Below are 14,648 nucleotides of genomic sequence, written 5' to 3' on the forward strand. Positions count from 1 at the left end.
GCCCGCCCCATGATGTGCCCAAGCGAAGCGCACGCATCTCAGTCAAGCCTCGGCATCCAGTAGATCAAAAGATAGATCGGGATCCAGGTTGCGACCACGAAATCCCAGTAGAAGACGTTGTCGCCAACGTCCCCGAAACGCCGGCCGCTATAGCCATGGCGCGTGAACATCAGGGCCGTCAGCACCAGCGTGTCGCCGACGTCGGTAATCAGATGCGTTGTGTGAAGGCCGAGCAGCACCCACAGCATTGAGCCGTACGCATTGGTATCCCAATAGATGTTGAGGGCCGGAAATTCGAACCACCGCACGACAAGCGGTGCGATACCGAGCAGCGACATGACGATCAGGCCGATGCGCACGGGCACCATGGCACAGGCTTCCGCGTAGCGGTTCAGTATGTGGTTGGGCACCACGCTTGCGAGCAGCAACAGCGTGACGATGGTGCCCGGCCAATGGTTGGGCGGCGGCACGCCCAATGGCCATTCGGGCGACAGATAGGCGAGGTAAAGATAGGCGCCTGCGGCAAGCGCGAAGCCGGTGCCCTCCAGCGCCATGAAGGCGAGGGTGCCCCACCAGGTCGGGCTGCGCGGTCCGAGTCCGAAGGTCGGGAGGTCGGAAAGATCGGCGGCAGGACGCTGTTTCATTCCTCATCCTCCGGATCGCCTTTCGGCCAGAACCAACCGATCAAAGTGATGGCGATCGGCCCCGCTCCCCAGACCACTGCCCAAGGGCTGAAGATTGAATAGAGAAAGGTGGCGCCGATCGCGAGCGCAGCGAACAATGGCCAGATCGACGGCGTCGCCGACTTCTCGCGCACATGGGGATGCGCCTCAGCCACGGTCGAAATAACAAGTTCGCGCGCGTCGACGCGAAGCCCGGTCGCGACAGGCAGCGTGTCACGTTCGGCCCAGAGCGGCTCGGCGTTGCTAACCACCGGAATCCGAGCGAAATTATAGCTCGGCGGCGGAGAGCTCGTCGCCCATTCTAGCGTGCCTGCATTCCAGGGACTGTCCCCGGCCGGGGCGCCCCTCGAGGCGCTGTACACCAGGTTTATAGTGAACAGAACGAAGCTCAGGAACAGGACGACCGCGCCGGCTGTGATGAACAGGTTGATGTTGCCCCAGCCGAGCTCAACCGGATAGGTGTAGACCCGGCGCGGCATGCCCCACAGACCGACAATGTGCATCGGAAAGAACGCCGCATTGAAGCCTATGAAGGCAAGCCAGAAGTGCCAGCGTCCGAGACGTTCGCTCATCATCCGGCCGGTGATCTTGGGGAACCAGAAATAGGTCGCGCCGAGCAGCGGGAATACCGACCCGCCGATCAGCACGTAATGGAAATGCGCGACCACGAAATAGGTGTCGTGCACTTGCAGGTCCAATGGCACCGACGCCAGCATCACGCCGGTCAGGCCGCCCGCGACGAACGTGAAGAAGAAGCCGAACACGAACAGCAGCGGCGTCCTGACTATCGGCTTTCCGTCCCACAATGTCGCCAGCCAGCAGAAGATCTGCAGCCCGTTCGGGATGGCAATCAGCATGCTCGATGCCGTGAAGAAGCTCGCGCCGAGCTTTGGCAGGCCCGTTGCGAACATGTGATGGACCCACAGGCCGAACGACAGAAACCCGACCGCAATCAGCGACAGAACCATGCCTAGATAGCCGAATACCGGACGCCGGGCGAAAGCGGCAATGATCGAGGACACCATGCCGGTGGCCGGGAGGAAAATGATATAGACTTCGGGGTGGCCGAAGAACCAGAACAGGTGCTGGAAGAGCAGTACGTCGCCGCCCTCGGCGGGATTGAAGATATGGGTGCCGACCAGGCGGTCGAGGATCAGGAACGTCGACGTGATCATGACCGCCGGCATAGCGAATACGATCACGAAAGAGGTGACCAGCATCGCCCAGACGTAGAGCGGAATCTTATCCAGCGACATGCCCGGCGCGCGTTGCTTCAGCACGGTGACGATGGTGGCGACCGCGACCGCCAACGATGAAACTTCGGTATAGGTGATCATCTGCGCCCACACGTCGGAGCGCTTGCCTGGCCCGAATTCAGGACCGGACAGCGGCACGTAGGAGAACCAGCCGACGTCGGGTGCCATGTCGAGTGCAAACGACACCCAGGCGAAGAGGCCACCCGAGAGATAAATCCAGAAGCTGAATGCATTGAGGCGCGGGAAGGCGATGTTACGGGTGCCGACCATCAGCGGGACCAGGTAGATGCCGGTTGCCTGAACGATCGGCACCGCAAACAGGAACATCATCGTTACGCCATGCATGGTGAACAGCTGGTTGTAGCGATCGGGCCCGATCAGCCCGCGCTCCGGCCCCGACAGTTGGATGCGCATGGCAACGGCACTGAGGCCACCGAGGCACAGGAACAGGAAAGCGGTGACCAAGTAGCGCCGCGCGACAATCTTGTGGTCGACGCTCGAGAGCGCGCCGATGACGCCCGGAGCCGTCTGCCATGTCCGCGCCAGCCAGCGGTCAAGGCTGGCGTCGTCGAGGCCGGTATCGCGAGGTCCGTCGCGCTCGGGAGCCAGGTCACCCTTTCGCGCCGCGGGGCCTTGCTGCGCGAGGTTCCGCTCATGGGCCAGGTCGGCGCTGCTCATTTCAGGCCCTCGAGATAGGCTACGATCGCATTCAATTCGTCCCCGTTCAGTCCAACGACGGGCATGTGGGCACCTGGCTTGATCCCTTGCGGATCGGCTATCCAGGCCCCGAGATTGCCGCGGCTCATAGCCAGCGTTCCGGCAGCGAGCGTCCGCCGGCTTGCGATATGGGTGAGGTCGGGAGCGACCGTACCGCCCGCGATGGTGCCGCCGATCTTGTGGCACATCACGCATGGCCGTTTGAGGAACAGGTCGTGGCCGGTTTTGGCTTCGGCCAACACGGGGGCGGCGGCCGGCCGCAGTTGGTCGTTCAGCCACGCGTCGAAGACGGGCCTTGGTTCGGCGACGATGAAGGTGCTCATATTGGCATGCTGCGCGCCGCAGAACTCGGCGCACTGCCCGCGATAGACGCCGGGCTTGTCCGCCTTCAGGTTGAGAACGTTCTCGTGGCCTGGAATGAGGTCCAGCTTGCCCGAGAGGTTCGGCACCCAGAAGGAATGGATGACGTCTGTCGAGGTCACTACGAGCCGCACCGGCTCGCCCGCCGGGATGTGGATTTCATTGGCGGTCGTCAGGATGCGGTTCGGCTGATCGTTTTCGTAGCGCACCTCCCACCACCATTGATGCCCGGTCACCCGGATCGTCAGCGCCGCATCCGAGCCGATGGCGGCGAGCGTCCGGTTAGAGAAGTAGCTCATCAGCGTCAGGCCGACCAGGATCAGGGCGGTAGCAGCGAGTGCGGCAACGACAATTCGCATCTTGCTGCGCTCGGCGGCAGCATCGAGGACAAGCGGATCGCCCGACGGCGCCGCGCGCCGGGCCAATGGCACGATCAGCACGGCCATCACCAGAAGCCAGACCACCGTGCAGAGTGCTGTGAAAAACCAGATCAGCCATGCGAGCTCGCCAGCTGCCGGACCCTTTGGGTCGAGCGCGGATTGCCAGCCGCTGCATCCTGCGAGGAGCAGCATGCAGGCTGCGCCGCAGCACACCCTGCAAACAACGCGGTTCACGGCGACTTCCCCAGCGTGGCGGCATCCGGCAGGCGATTTTCGGATGGATGAGGCATCATGTCGTCGTCGCGGCTCGGCGCGGCCGATTTCGATGCGTTGCCGCTCAGCGCGCGGACGAAGGCGGCAAGCTCCCAGATCTGGTCGTCCGGGATCTTGTCACGGAAGCTCGGCATGCCGTTTGGCCGGCCGTCCCTGATCGTGGCGTGGATGCTTTCGATCGAGCTGCCATAGAGCCACTTCTGGTCCATGAGGGCCGGACCCATGCCGCCACCGCCATTGGCATGGCAGCCGGAACAGTTGAACCAGTTGAACAGACGCTTGCCTTCGCTGAGGTGGAAGGCGTTGGCCTCGAACACGCCGGCCTTGGTGTCGGACGAGGCCGGCCGTTGGCCGCCCGGCTCGAGGGCCGTCACGGCTGCCGGCTGGTCGCCCGAGCCGAGCGCCGACTGCGGACGCGTGTTACGTTCCTCACGCTGGCACCCGGCAACCGCGAGGATTGCGAACACCAGCAAGGGAAGACCGCGCTTCATTCAAGGCGCTCCGACAGGATCGAAGCGGGGCACCTGGTAGGCCGCCAGGATCGCGTCGATCTCGGCGCGGTGTCTGGTCAGGGCGGCGTTCACCTCGTTGCGCAGCGTATCGTCGCCACGGCGCACGCCCATCGAGATGTCGTAGATCATCGGCAGTTGCGGGCCGTCCACGCGCGGCGAGACCGGCGTGATCTGCAGCGCCACCTTCTGCCTGGACGCGAAGTAGCCGGCCAGCGGTCCCCAGACCACGGCCATATCGATGTCGCCATTCGCGACCGCCTCGACGATGCGTGCTGGCGGGTTCGGCGCCGAATAGTCGCCATAGACGGGGAAACCGATGAGATGGCCGACGATGCCGCGGCGGCCAAGCGCCTGGACGGGCGGCGAGTTGGCGCCGTCGTCGCCGATCAGCTGGACGCCGATGCGCAGATCGCGCAGGCGAGGATCGTTGAAGGACGTGATTTCCGGCGCATCCTTGCGTGTCACGAACACATAGGAAGACCGGTAGTAGGGCGCGGTGGTGCGCAGCATCTCGAGATTGGCGGGCGTGCCGGGCACCAGATCGCACAAACCGGCTTTCAGCGTGTTGCGGACGAAGCCACGGCGCTGTGCCCACCACGTGTAGGACACCGTCGCACCAAGCTCCGTCGCGACGAGTTCGGCGATCTTGTTTTCAAAACCCTGCCTGGCGGCATTGGAGAACGGCATGTTGTTGGGATCGGCGCAGATCCTCAGCTCGCGCGCATCGGCAACAGTGGCGACGAGCGAGACCGCCAGTCCGCCGACCGCGGCGGCAAGGCGCCGCGAACGCGTCTTCCGTGAGCACGAAACTCGACCGATCGTCTCAAGGCAGCCGGAACACATACAGCGTACCTCCCGGCGTGGTTACATCCTTCAGATCCTTCATGACGTTGACGAAGCCGAGCGCGGCGGTGGCGTCGCGCGGGTCGAGATCTCCGGATACGATCGCGCCGGCCCAGCCGCCGACGCCCGATAGAATCGCGACATATTGGTGCCCGTCCGGGCCGCGATAGGTGATCGGCTGGCCGATGATGCCGGACGACGTCTTGAACTGCCAAAGCAGTGCGCCGGTCTTGGCGCTGACCGCCTTGAACCAGCCTTCCATCGTCCCATAGAACACGACGTTGCCGGCCGTGGCGACGGCGCCGCTCCACACGGGAAAGTTCTCCTTCAGGCTCCACGCCGGCTTGGCGGCGGCGACATCCCAGGCGGTGAAAGCACCCCGATTGCCGCCCGGCCCGGGAATCATGCGCACATTCATGCCGACATAGGGCGTGCCGGCGATGTAATTCACCTCGACGCCTTCTTCGTCCATGCACATGTTGTTGTGCGGAATGTAGAGTAGGCCGGTCTTTGGCGAGAACGCCGAAGGCTGCCAGTCCTTGAGACCGGACGCGGTGGGACAGATGTCGCGGACGACCTTGCCGGTGCCGGTCTCCTTATCCGGATTTACAATCAGCCGGCCGGTCTTCAGGTCGACCCCCTTGGTGGAGTTGACCGGGCCGAACGGCACTGCCGACAGGACCTCGCCCGTGGTGCGGTCCAACAGATAGACGTAGCCGTTGCGTTCCGGCCGCACCAGCACCTTGCGGGCCTTGCCCTGCCAGGTCATGTCGAGCAGCACCTGCTCGTTGATGCCGTCGTAGTCGTGCAAATCGTGCGGCGTCCATTGGTAGAACCATTTGGCTGCGCCCGTATCGGGATCGCGTGCAAAGATGCCGGCGGTCCATTTGTTGTCGCCGGGCCGCAGATCCGGATTCCACGGGCCGGGATTTCCAGTGCCATGGAAGATCAGGTTGAGGTCCGGATCATAGGAGATCCAGCCCCACACATTGCCGCCGCCGATCTTCCAGGCGTCGGGCGGCCACGACGTCACGCCGAGATCCTTGCCCTTGTCCATGTCGTAATGCGGCTTGAAATCCGGGCCGATCAGCACCTCGGCGTCCGGGCCGGTGTTGTAGGCCGTCCAGACGACGTGGCCGTCGCCGGCGTCGAGCGCCTTGATCCAGCCGCGCACGCCCATTTCGCCACCGGAATTGCCGACCAGCACTTTGCCCTTCACCACCAGCGGCGCCATGGTGATGGTCTCGCCGATATTGATGTTGCCGATATGGGTGTTCCAAACCGGTTTGCCGGTGGCCGCATCGACGGCGATGGTGTGGCCGTCGAGCGTGTTGAAATAGATGTGCCCGTCGAAGAAGGCCGCACCGCGGTTGACCACGTCGCAACAGGCAACGCCCTGGGCGGCAGGCTCGGGATTGGGCTCGAACTTCCACTTCATCGGCGCGCCGGGCTTGGTAAGGTCAAGCGCGTAGAGGATGTTGGGAAACGGCGTCACGATGTACATCGTGTTGCCGACCACCAGGGGCGCAGCCTCCTGACCTTTGTTGACGCCGGTCGAGAAGGTGAAGGCCACCTGCAGGGTCTTGACGTTGTCTTCGGTGATCTCCGCGAGATCGCTGTAGCGGGTGGAGGCGTAGTTCTTTGCCGGCATCGCCCACTGGCCGTCGTCGGGCGGAGCGGCTGCGGCCGGCGGATTTATCGCAGGGCTTGACGTTGACTGAGCAACCGCCGCGGTAATCAGCGCGAAGCCCGCCAGCAGCGTCCATCCCAGCATCGCGGCCATTGGTCTTTTTCCCTCCTTAGACACGCTGATTCTTGCCACCTGTCGCGCTTTCCTCATTTGCGTATCGAGCCGCCGACGCCGGCGCCGAGCTCGGCAGCCACGTCCGCTTCGGTTCCGGCACACAATGGATGCCCCCATCCGGAAGGGCTCTTGCCGCCGGGATCGAGGTCGTAAATGATAGCGTCCTTGCGGTTTGGGTTGACGCCGGCCGGTACCTTGTTAAGCCCGAGTGCGGCACGCACGCGCCAGGCGACATTGTGGTCGGCACAGGAAGAATCGCCGCTTATCCCGAGAGCCCCGACGATCCCCTTGCCGTCGTAGAGAGCCAGGCCCCCGCCAAACACGACGACACCGCCGATCGGCTTTCCCAGCATCGGATCGCTGGAGCTTCCAAATGTCGAAGGGTCGCCCGCATAGGCCACCGCTGGATTGACCGGAGTGGTGGCCTGCAGGCCGAATAGAGGCCCGCCAGGCTGCACCGGCGCATAGAGGTTCGCGGTCGACAACGCCATCTGGGCGAGGCTGAGCCCGTTGGCGGTATTGGCTTTTTCGGCGGCGATCAGCCGGCTGCCGGGCCACTGGGCATCGGCGGTAGGCCCGCTGAACGCGACGGCGCAGACCGTTCCGTCGCGAGCCACGACTGCCGCCCATTCATTAGTGTCGAAACCGCCATTGCCGGGGCCGCCGCTGGCTTTGACGTTGGCCTTGAGAGCGGCCAACAATTTGTCGTGGTCGGCCGGGCAGGGTGCCTGGGCCCAAGCCTTTTGCTGGATGGCGCCGATCGTAAGCAGGAACAGACATAATGCTACTGAGGCAATCCGCTGGCGATCCATTAGCTGCGCCGTCTTTGTTGAACACTCTCCAACGCGTAGGAGGCGCAGAAGTGCCAAAGAGAATGAAATAAATATCGGATTCGGTCGGCCAAACCGCAGGGACCGGAGCTCGGAACAGCCGATCTGGGTGTTGGCAGTCCAGGCGCCGTCGGAACAGAGCAGCACTTCTGACAGTTGTGTCGAATGCTGTCTGCAGTCGAGCAACTGGCTCAATCGGTAAAAGAGCGACGAGCGATCCTGTTCGTTGGAGCCGGGGTGTCGATGAGCGTCGGCTTGCCGTCTTGGCAAAAGCTCATCGAACATATGCAAAACGAGCTCGGCCTTCACGAGGACATGATCGGCGCGCCTGAGGCCAGCTATCAGGCCCTTGCCGAATATTACCGGCTGAAGCAGGGGAGCCTCGGCCCTTTGCGCAGTTGGATGGATCGTGAATGGAGCGTCTCGCGGGAAGAAGTGCTGCGGTCGGCGATCCACAAGCTCATCGTATCGCTCGATTTTCCGATCATCTACACCACCAATTATGATCGCAACCTCGAGGTTGCCTTCGAGATACATGGCCGGCCTTTTGTGAAGGTGGCCAATGCCAAGGATTTGCCCAAGGCCACTAGCGAGGTGACGCAGATCATAAAATTCCACGGCGATTTCGACGACGACAAATCGCTGGTTCTGGCGGAGACCGATTATTTTGAACGGCTTTCGTTCGATTCGCCGCTCGATGTGAAATTTCGGGCCGACGCGCTCGGGCGCACCATCCTGTTCATCGGCTACAGCATGTCGGACATGAACATTCGTCTGCTGTTGCACAGGCTTTGGCAGACCTGGCGCCGCTCCGGCTACGAGAAGAACCGTCCGAAATCCTTCATCTTTATGCCGCAGCCGGGCATCGTCCAGGAGGCTGTCCTAGGCCACTGGGGCATCGATATGCTGACCGAAGAGGCCGACGATCCCGAAGACGCGCTGCTCGCATTCCTGAACGAACTCATGGACAGGGTCGGCCGGCCAGACCGCGCGTGAGAAACTTGCGCAAGCAAATTGGTCAGGGAGTGGGAACTGGCTGATCCGATGTGAGTTCGGGAGGACTAACGCATCCGGGACCGAGCCTCGATGGGCGCGCGCAAACACAAGCGAAGAATGCATGCAAAAGACGACCTGCCGGCCGAGTTGGCCCATGAGATCGAGTTTTTTGCCCGCAGGTGCGGCCTGACGAGGGACGAAGCGCTCAAGATGATACGAGATGCCGGCCGGTTGAAGGACGGCGCGAAGGCATCTTACGAAACCGGGGCGAAGTAGCGGCATGGATCCCGCTTCGTGGACGGCATTTGTCGGAACGGTCATCCTGATGCAGATGCCGCCGGGGCCCGACAGTCTGCTAGTGATTGCGCGCGGCATCGGGCAGGGCCGTGATGTTGCCCTGTTCACCGTCCTGGGAATGACCTTCGGCGCCGGCATGGTCCAGTTGCCGCTCCTTGCCCTCGGCATATCGTCGCTCGTCCAGGCATCGCCGCTTGCCTTTGCCATGCTTCGCTGGGCAGGCGCAGCCTATCTGGTTTGGCTTGGATCGCGTCTGGTGTTGTTGCCGTCAGCCAGCGTGGCCGTCGAGGAGCCGCACAATGTCAGACCGGTTGTAGCCGCACGCGAAGGAATGATCGCCAATCTGATAAATCCCTGGCCGATAACCTTCATGGTGGCTTTCCTTCCGCAGTTCGTCGATCCTGCTCGCGGATCGGTCACGCTGCAATTGCTGCTGCTCGGTGGCACCCAGAAAATGACCGGTGTGCTGGTGCTGGGCACCTATGCACTCGCATCCGGCACGCTCGGGACCTGGATCATGAAAAGGCCGAAGGTAAGGCTCTGGCAGCAGCGGGTGGCAGGTTGCTTCGTCGTCGGTCTCGGTATCCGCATGGCAGTCGGTGGTGGCGCGCACCGCTGAGGATCGAGCTATGCGGCGGCCGCCACTGATGGAACATCCATCGACAATTTTCGTTGACATGCTCCACAAGGCGAGAGGTCGAACATGTCGAAGTTCCAAGCCGCCACCCCGGAGCGTTTGCAGCAGCTCAGGCTCGAGGCGACGGCGCACTTTGCGCCGCTCATATTGCGCGAGGCGTTGGTCCGTCTCTGCCGCGCCTGCGGAAGCGACAGCCTCGACCGGTTCGAGAAGACTATGGTCGACCAAATCGAGGCATCGCGTGACGAAAAGGCCGATTTCGACACGATGAAGGAATTTGCCATCGAACAGCTCTATGGCTGGATTCGAGAAGTCAGGTCTTCACCGGACATGACACAGCCGCTGGAGAAGTTGGACGCCCGCAGGACGTCCGGCCGATCGGAAGAGCCGCAAACGCTGGAAGACCAGTTGCAGGCAGGCCTGGAAGATTCCTTCCCGGCAAGCGACCCGCCGGCGGTCGTCTCCACTGCGATCCCCGGCGGATCGAAGAAGCTGGTCGGAACGGACGAAATCCTCAGGCAAAAGCGGGAGAAGGAGGGCGAGGGCGCGAGCCATTCGTGATAGGGTTGGCCTGGACGGAACTGCGGGAAGGCAGCCCCTGCCGGTTCATCCGCTGTCCGACATGAGGGCTGTCGGGGCACGCGCGTCATGCGGCTCGCCTTCGACAAGAATGTTCGCCTCCCAAGTGGCGTCGACAAATGCCTGGCGTGCTTCGGCGGCCGTGATTTGACCGGTCCGGGCGCGGTTCAATACATCAGCGGCTACCAGCGCCAGCGGAGCGTTGCGCGCCGGCCATTTCTCGCTTTTCAGGCAATATATTGCTTCGAAAACGGAACTGACCAATCGCGATCGGCCGGGCTTGCCGAAATAGATGCAAACAGGTGTATCGAACTCTATTCTCGGCACCGTATTCCTCCCGGTTCAAGCAAGCTGGCCGCTTCAAGTAAGCTGGGTGTCTCCAGGGTCTACAGGGCCGTCCGATGGGCGCTTCAGCCAAACGTCGTGCGCCTTCGCAGGTGTTGTGGCGCGTGCTGGTGTTTCGGCTGCGATATCGTAGGCCAAAATACCCGCCTTGCGCGCGAAAGTGTCGAACGCCGCGCGTACCGTCTCGGCATCGACCTCATCGGCCAACCCGGCGCGACAGGCGTCGAACGCCGCCTTGTGCGCCGGACCGCGGCTCGGCCATTCGTTTAAGACGTCATAGGCCTGCCAGATATTTTCGACATGGCGAGGGAAACCAAGGCCGACGAGAATTGGAACGGGGCGGCCAAACGATCTTTTTGTCATCTGTGTCTCCGCGAAAGAGCCGCCGGGTCAACGCGCAAAGTGGACACGAGGCCCATGCTCTTTAACGCGGGATTGCTGCACGGGTTGCAGCGGGTTTTTTCGATCGTGCGCAGCCGGTCCTGGCGTCACTTTTTGGTCCGCATCTTTTGCCGGGGATTGATACCGCCTTGCGGCGTGGTGTCGTTCTCGACATCGCCTTCGAACGTGTTGTTGCCCTGGTCGAGCCGGTCGCCCTCCTTGATCGTGCCCCTGGAACTGCCGATGCCGGGATCGTTGGCAAGATCGCTATCGGCCGACGTTTTGCCTTTTGCGTGCTTGTTTCCTGTCATGGAGTCCTCCTGTTTCTTGAGGTGGGCCGTCCTTGAGGTGGCGCCAAGGCTCGCTGCAAGATCGCATTCCGATGCGCCAAATGGCGGCGCCCGACTTGTCGGACGACCTTGATTTGAACTCGGCGATCCCGCTGGTTGTTCCGTCAAAAATGCCGCCGTCGGCCGGGATTGCCCAGCCAAGCCCTCTCCGGTTTCTGGAGCCGGGTGATTTTCGCCAACCGGAACGATCTTTCGCCCAATGCATTTAACTGGTCTGCGCTCACGAACTCATTCTGGACGGGAGCTGGACCATTGCCACCCACAGCCTACGCCTTGGCGACTCGCGAAACCGAAGAAGTTTCCATCGTCGACCTCATACCCGCTTTGAGGGCTTTCGCCCGTACCTTCTGCCGCACACCCGATGATGCCGACGACCTGGTCCAGGAGACGCTGACCAAGGGCCTGGCCAACATTGACAAGTTCGAAGCCGGAACGCGCATGAAGTCATGGCTCTTCACGATCATGCGCAACACCTACTACACGCGTGTCAGGGCCGCGGTGAGGGAAGCGCCCGGCCTGCTCGACTGCGCTTCGCTGCGGCCGATCTCGGAAGCGACGCAGGAATGGTCCGTACAGGGCAAGGAAGTCCACCAGGCCATCCAGAGCCTTCCCGAGCACCAGCGCGAGGTTCTGATGCTGATAGGCGTGCTGGGCGTCAGCTATGAGGAAACGGCCGAAATATGCGGTTGCGCGGTGGGAACCGTGAAGAGCCGGCTCAACAGGGCACGCGCCGGCGTGCTGGAATACCTTGGCGAAAGTTCCTCGCAAACCCTGATGGAAAGGCGCAGCTATCTGTCAGAAGGACAACTGGACTTCGAAGCCGAGAGGCGCCGCTAATACACGTCACGTTAGTTACTGGTCTCGCGCAAGCGCTTTTCGACAAGCGCATGCTGCAATTCGATTGCAAGTTTGGTCAGCCGGTCAGGAACCCTTTCCTGTTCGATGGCCGCAAGCAGGGAAGCGATTTCCCGGTCTATCGTCAGATCGGCACGCGTGCTGACGGAATCTTCCCTTGAGCGAGACATCGCGTTCTCTTGGCAAATGTTGGTCCCTTCACCTCACTCTGGTGGCAACAGTGCGAGTTTGCAAGAATTTGCAGGTATCCATGCGACCGGCTTCGGTCCTTGCACAGCTTCCTCAGCAGTGGGGGCTCTCGCTGCGTTTCAATTGCTGGCTGCAAGCCACATGCCTGCCGCAACGATCAGTCTTCAGGCCGCCGATCCGCTGAATGATCCTGGTACTGCTCAGATTTGACCCGATTGCCGTCGAGCCCACGCTCCTTGGTGTGCTGCTTCTTGTCTCTGTTGGACAGAACGGCGTTCTCTCCGATCTTGTCCTTGGGAAGATCGGTAATCGCGCCAGCGCCAGCGCCAGCGCCTTTGCCGTGACTGCCGCGACCGATGTGCTTCTTGCTGCCGGACGCCATCTTGTCCTCCTTCATACTGTCGAATAGCGGCTTATCCCGTTCGGCATCCGAACCAGCGTTGGGCCGCAATGTTCCGCTGGAAATCGTAAGCAGGAAGGCATCGCCGTCCCAGTGCCGGAACGGCTTTTCGCCGTCGATGAGGACTTGCATGCCATTTGCATTGGCGAAGTCATGGACATCGGCGCGATCCAGCGCTGGCGATCCGCGATATGAATAATTCAAAAGCACGGCCATGCCCGGCCTCTTCAGCACGCGCGCGATTTCCACGAAATGGTGCTCCGCGAGGCCGGCCAGCACCAGATAGGGAAAGCTGTCGACGGCCAGCACGCGGTCGAAGCTGGCATCGCGAAAATCGGCAAGATCGAAACCGCGAGTAGGGTGGAATTCTACATTGCCGAGCCCGGCGCATCGCCGGCGGGCGATCGAGATCATCGCTGGGGATATATCGCTGCCGACGATCCGGTGCGACAGAGCGGAGAGCGCTTGTTCGAACCGACCGATACCACAGCCGATATCCAGTATGTCGCGGCTGGTGCCGGTAAAGCCCCGCCTCTCCAGCCATGCAACGATCTCAGCCGTCGCGGCCGAGAGCTTTTCCTCATCGCCCAGCGATGACAGCTGGACGCTCGCCGCCGGGGAGATCGCCGCCGCCGCGTCAAACCCGGCCGCCAGCCGCTTGACGACCGCATCGTCAGTCTCTCCCTCGCCGCGCTCGTGCCGAACGGCAGCACCCGTTTTGCGCAGCGTGGCGAAGATCTCGGGCCTGCGCTGAAGCAGGTCCGCAATCCGTTGCAGTTTTGCCGTCTTTCGCGGATCGGCCGAGTGCGTGTTTTGCGCAATCTTCGCTAGTTCTGCGGCTTCGATTGCTGTCTCGAAACGGAGAGCCAGCCTGGCGATGACGGCTTCGACGCCAGCACCGTCTGCCATGCAGTCCTCCAGCACCCGCCTTGCTGATGTCGACCGCCGAGATCCCGGCTGGGTCGCGCTCATCGCCCTTTGCTCCGCGTCCAGATCTTGCGCATCGTCCACCGGTCGACGGCGCCCCAGCTGTATTTGTAAGCCTCTTGTCCGCGCAGAAAATCGAACTCTTCCGCGCCTTCGCAGATCGCCTGCCTTATCGCCTGGCCGATGAGCAGCGCGCCAGGACTTTCCTCGGCATAGGCCGGATCGAAGCCACCGAGATAAGCGTAGGCGCTGCCACGATGATGGAACCCGTAATAGGCGCCCACGATCGCGTCACCGATCGTGATAAGCCAGCATCGGGCAAGCACTTGTGCGACCAGCTGCGGCAGCGCCTGACGGTGGAATGCTTCCACGCGGGTATCGGACAGAACGCCGTCGCCGTGTCCGGCCCAGCGCGCGCGGTGAAGGTGGATCAGGTGATCGAGGAATGTCTGCGGATCGGACAAAGCGGGTTCGATGGAGACCCTGCCGCGTCTCGACGCGGCCCTGTGGGCGCGGCGCAACTGGCGCCTCCGCCGCGCCGGAACGCAGCCTTGGAGCGTCTGGTCGCCGGCGAGGGCGAGCACTGGGCAAGCGGCGTGACCGATGGCTTGGCACGATTCGAGCGCGGCATGCCTGATGGCAAGGCCGGCGCCGCCGGGAGGCAGGTCCTGCAAGATCCACTGTGACCAGCCGACGGAGAAAACGGCACCGGCGATGGCGGCGCCCACCGGTTCGGCGGTTTCGGGAATGCAAAGGACATCCAGATAGTCGCTCAACGAAATGCCGAGCGGAAGCAATCGCGCGCCGGCGTCGTGGCGTTCCAGATAGAGTGGCGCCAGCCCGACCAGATCGTCGCCACGCCAGACGGCGACCGTCGCTAGCTCGCCGGGAGCGAATGTCCGCCACCACGGCAGTAGCCATGCGGGAGACTGGAACGGCGTCGCCGAGGGACTGCGCGACCAGAGTTCCCACCAGTGCGACTCGAGGGCTTCGAGGTCCGCCGGATCGTCGATGATCTCACTGCGGAGCATGTC

At 62.5% G+C, this 14,648-nt stretch carries 18 protein-coding genes and 1 pseudogene; 6 read left to right on the top strand and 13 right to left on the bottom strand.

Going from position 1 to position 14,648, the window contains the following annotated elements:
- Positions 1-38 precede the first annotated feature (38 nt).
- Genes AC0L2X_RS00290 through AC0L2X_RS00320 form a run of 7 tightly spaced genes read right to left on the bottom strand, consistent with a single transcriptional unit; the run spans position 39 to position 7,640 of the window.
- On the bottom strand, positions 39-644 hold the full coding sequence (locus AC0L2X_RS00290) for a cytochrome c oxidase subunit 3 (protein ID WP_473552839.1): 606 nt from the start codon (positions 642-644) through the stop codon (positions 39-41).
- Complete coding sequence (ctaD, locus tag AC0L2X_RS00295; RefSeq protein ID WP_473552842.1) at positions 641-2,617, bottom strand: cytochrome c oxidase subunit I; 1,977 nt, start codon at positions 2,615-2,617, stop codon at positions 641-643. The genes AC0L2X_RS00290 and ctaD overlap by 4 nt, the downstream gene beginning before the upstream one ends.
- Positions 2,614-3,588, bottom strand: coding sequence for a cytochrome c oxidase subunit II (gene coxB, locus AC0L2X_RS00300; protein WP_473552843.1), 975 nt, complete (start codon positions 3,586-3,588; stop codon positions 2,614-2,616). Before coxB ends, ctaD begins: the two co-directional genes overlap by 4 nt.
- A 38-nt stretch (positions 3,589-3,626) precedes the next feature.
- Positions 3,627-4,160: a c-type cytochrome gene (locus AC0L2X_RS00305; protein ID WP_473552845.1), complete on the bottom strand. Its 534-nt coding sequence runs from the start codon at positions 4,158-4,160 to the stop codon at positions 3,627-3,629.
- Positions 4,161-5,024, bottom strand: a complete 864-nt coding sequence (locus tag AC0L2X_RS00310) for a substrate-binding domain-containing protein (RefSeq protein WP_473552846.1) — start codon at positions 5,022-5,024, stop codon at positions 4,161-4,163.
- Positions 5,005-6,807, bottom strand: coding sequence for a methanol/ethanol family PQQ-dependent dehydrogenase (locus tag AC0L2X_RS00315; protein ID WP_473552848.1), 1,803 nt, complete (start codon positions 6,805-6,807; stop codon positions 5,005-5,007). The genes AC0L2X_RS00310 and AC0L2X_RS00315 overlap by 20 nt, the downstream gene beginning before the upstream one ends.
- Before the next feature lie 53 nt (positions 6,808-6,860).
- Positions 6,861-7,640 (bottom strand): heme-binding protein, encoded by a 780-nt coding sequence (locus tag AC0L2X_RS00320; protein WP_473552851.1) that lies wholly within the window; start codon positions 7,638-7,640, stop codon positions 6,861-6,863.
- A gap of 183 nt (positions 7,641-7,823) precedes the next feature.
- Here AC0L2X_RS00320 and AC0L2X_RS00325 point away from each other — a divergent pair, with 183 nt between their 5' ends.
- From AC0L2X_RS00325 to AC0L2X_RS00340, 4 genes are all read left to right on the top strand, one after another.
- Positions 7,824-8,654 carry an SIR2 family NAD-dependent protein deacylase gene (locus AC0L2X_RS00325; protein WP_473552853.1) on the top strand — a complete coding sequence of 277 codons (831 nt, stop codon included), beginning with the start codon at positions 7,824-7,826 and terminating at the stop codon, positions 8,652-8,654.
- 90 nt (positions 8,655-8,744) lie between these two features.
- Complete coding sequence (locus AC0L2X_RS00330; protein ID WP_473552855.1) at positions 8,745-8,930, top strand: hypothetical protein; 186 nt, start codon at positions 8,745-8,747, stop codon at positions 8,928-8,930.
- Positions 8,931-8,934: 4 nt separating this feature from the next.
- Positions 8,935-9,570, top strand: coding sequence for a LysE family translocator (locus tag AC0L2X_RS00335; protein ID WP_473552857.1), 636 nt, complete (start codon positions 8,935-8,937; stop codon positions 9,568-9,570).
- Positions 9,571-9,654: 84 nt separating this feature from the next.
- On the top strand, positions 9,655-10,149 hold the full coding sequence (locus tag AC0L2X_RS00340) for a hypothetical protein (protein WP_473552859.1): 495 nt from the start codon (positions 9,655-9,657) through the stop codon (positions 10,147-10,149).
- Positions 10,150-10,194: 45 nt separating this feature from the next.
- Here AC0L2X_RS00340 and AC0L2X_RS00345 read toward each other — a convergent pair whose 3' ends face one another.
- From AC0L2X_RS00345 to AC0L2X_RS00355, 3 genes are all read right to left on the bottom strand, one after another.
- The gene (locus AC0L2X_RS00345; protein WP_473552861.1) at positions 10,195-10,494 is read right to left on the bottom strand and encodes a DUF982 domain-containing protein; all 300 of its coding nucleotides are present in this window, start codon (positions 10,492-10,494) and stop codon (positions 10,195-10,197) included.
- A 33-nt stretch (positions 10,495-10,527) separates the two neighbouring features.
- Complete coding sequence (locus AC0L2X_RS00350; RefSeq protein WP_473552862.1) at positions 10,528-10,875, bottom strand: DUF982 domain-containing protein; 348 nt, start codon at positions 10,873-10,875, stop codon at positions 10,528-10,530.
- A gap of 125 nt (positions 10,876-11,000) precedes the next feature.
- A complete protein-coding gene (locus AC0L2X_RS00355; protein WP_473552865.1) occupies positions 11,001-11,204 on the bottom strand; it encodes a hypothetical protein in 204 nt (67 codons plus the stop codon).
- A 312-nt stretch (positions 11,205-11,516) separates the two neighbouring features.
- Between AC0L2X_RS00355 and AC0L2X_RS00360 the strand changes: the two genes are divergently transcribed.
- Positions 11,517-12,080, top strand: a complete 564-nt coding sequence (locus tag AC0L2X_RS00360; protein WP_352488584.1) for a sigma-70 family RNA polymerase sigma factor — start codon at positions 11,517-11,519, stop codon at positions 12,078-12,080.
- Between the two features lie 50 nt (positions 12,081-12,130).
- Positions 12,131-12,259: a hypothetical protein gene (locus tag AC0L2X_RS00365; RefSeq protein ID WP_473552867.1), complete on the top strand. Its 129-nt coding sequence runs from the start codon at positions 12,131-12,133 to the stop codon at positions 12,257-12,259.
- 185 nt (positions 12,260-12,444) lie between these two features.
- Here the strand turns inward: AC0L2X_RS00365 and AC0L2X_RS00370 are convergent, their stop codons facing one another.
- From AC0L2X_RS00370 to AC0L2X_RS00380, 3 genes and pseudogenes are all read right to left on the bottom strand, one after another.
- Entirely contained in the window at positions 12,445-12,669 is a 225-nt protein-coding gene (locus AC0L2X_RS00370) for a hypothetical protein (protein WP_473553659.1), read from the bottom strand.
- Positions 12,670-12,864: 195 nt separating this feature from the next.
- Positions 12,865-13,659 (bottom strand): annotated as a pseudogene (locus AC0L2X_RS00375) (class I SAM-dependent methyltransferase); the annotation flags it as partial.
- Positions 13,656-14,645 (bottom strand): GNAT family N-acetyltransferase, encoded by a 990-nt coding sequence (locus tag AC0L2X_RS00380; protein ID WP_473552868.1) that lies wholly within the window; start codon positions 14,643-14,645, stop codon positions 13,656-13,658. The pseudogene AC0L2X_RS00375 and the gene AC0L2X_RS00380, both read right to left, overlap by 4 nt.
- Positions 14,646-14,648 lie beyond the last annotated feature (3 nt).

The organism is Mesorhizobium sp. WSM4828 (genome assembly GCF_055811175.1).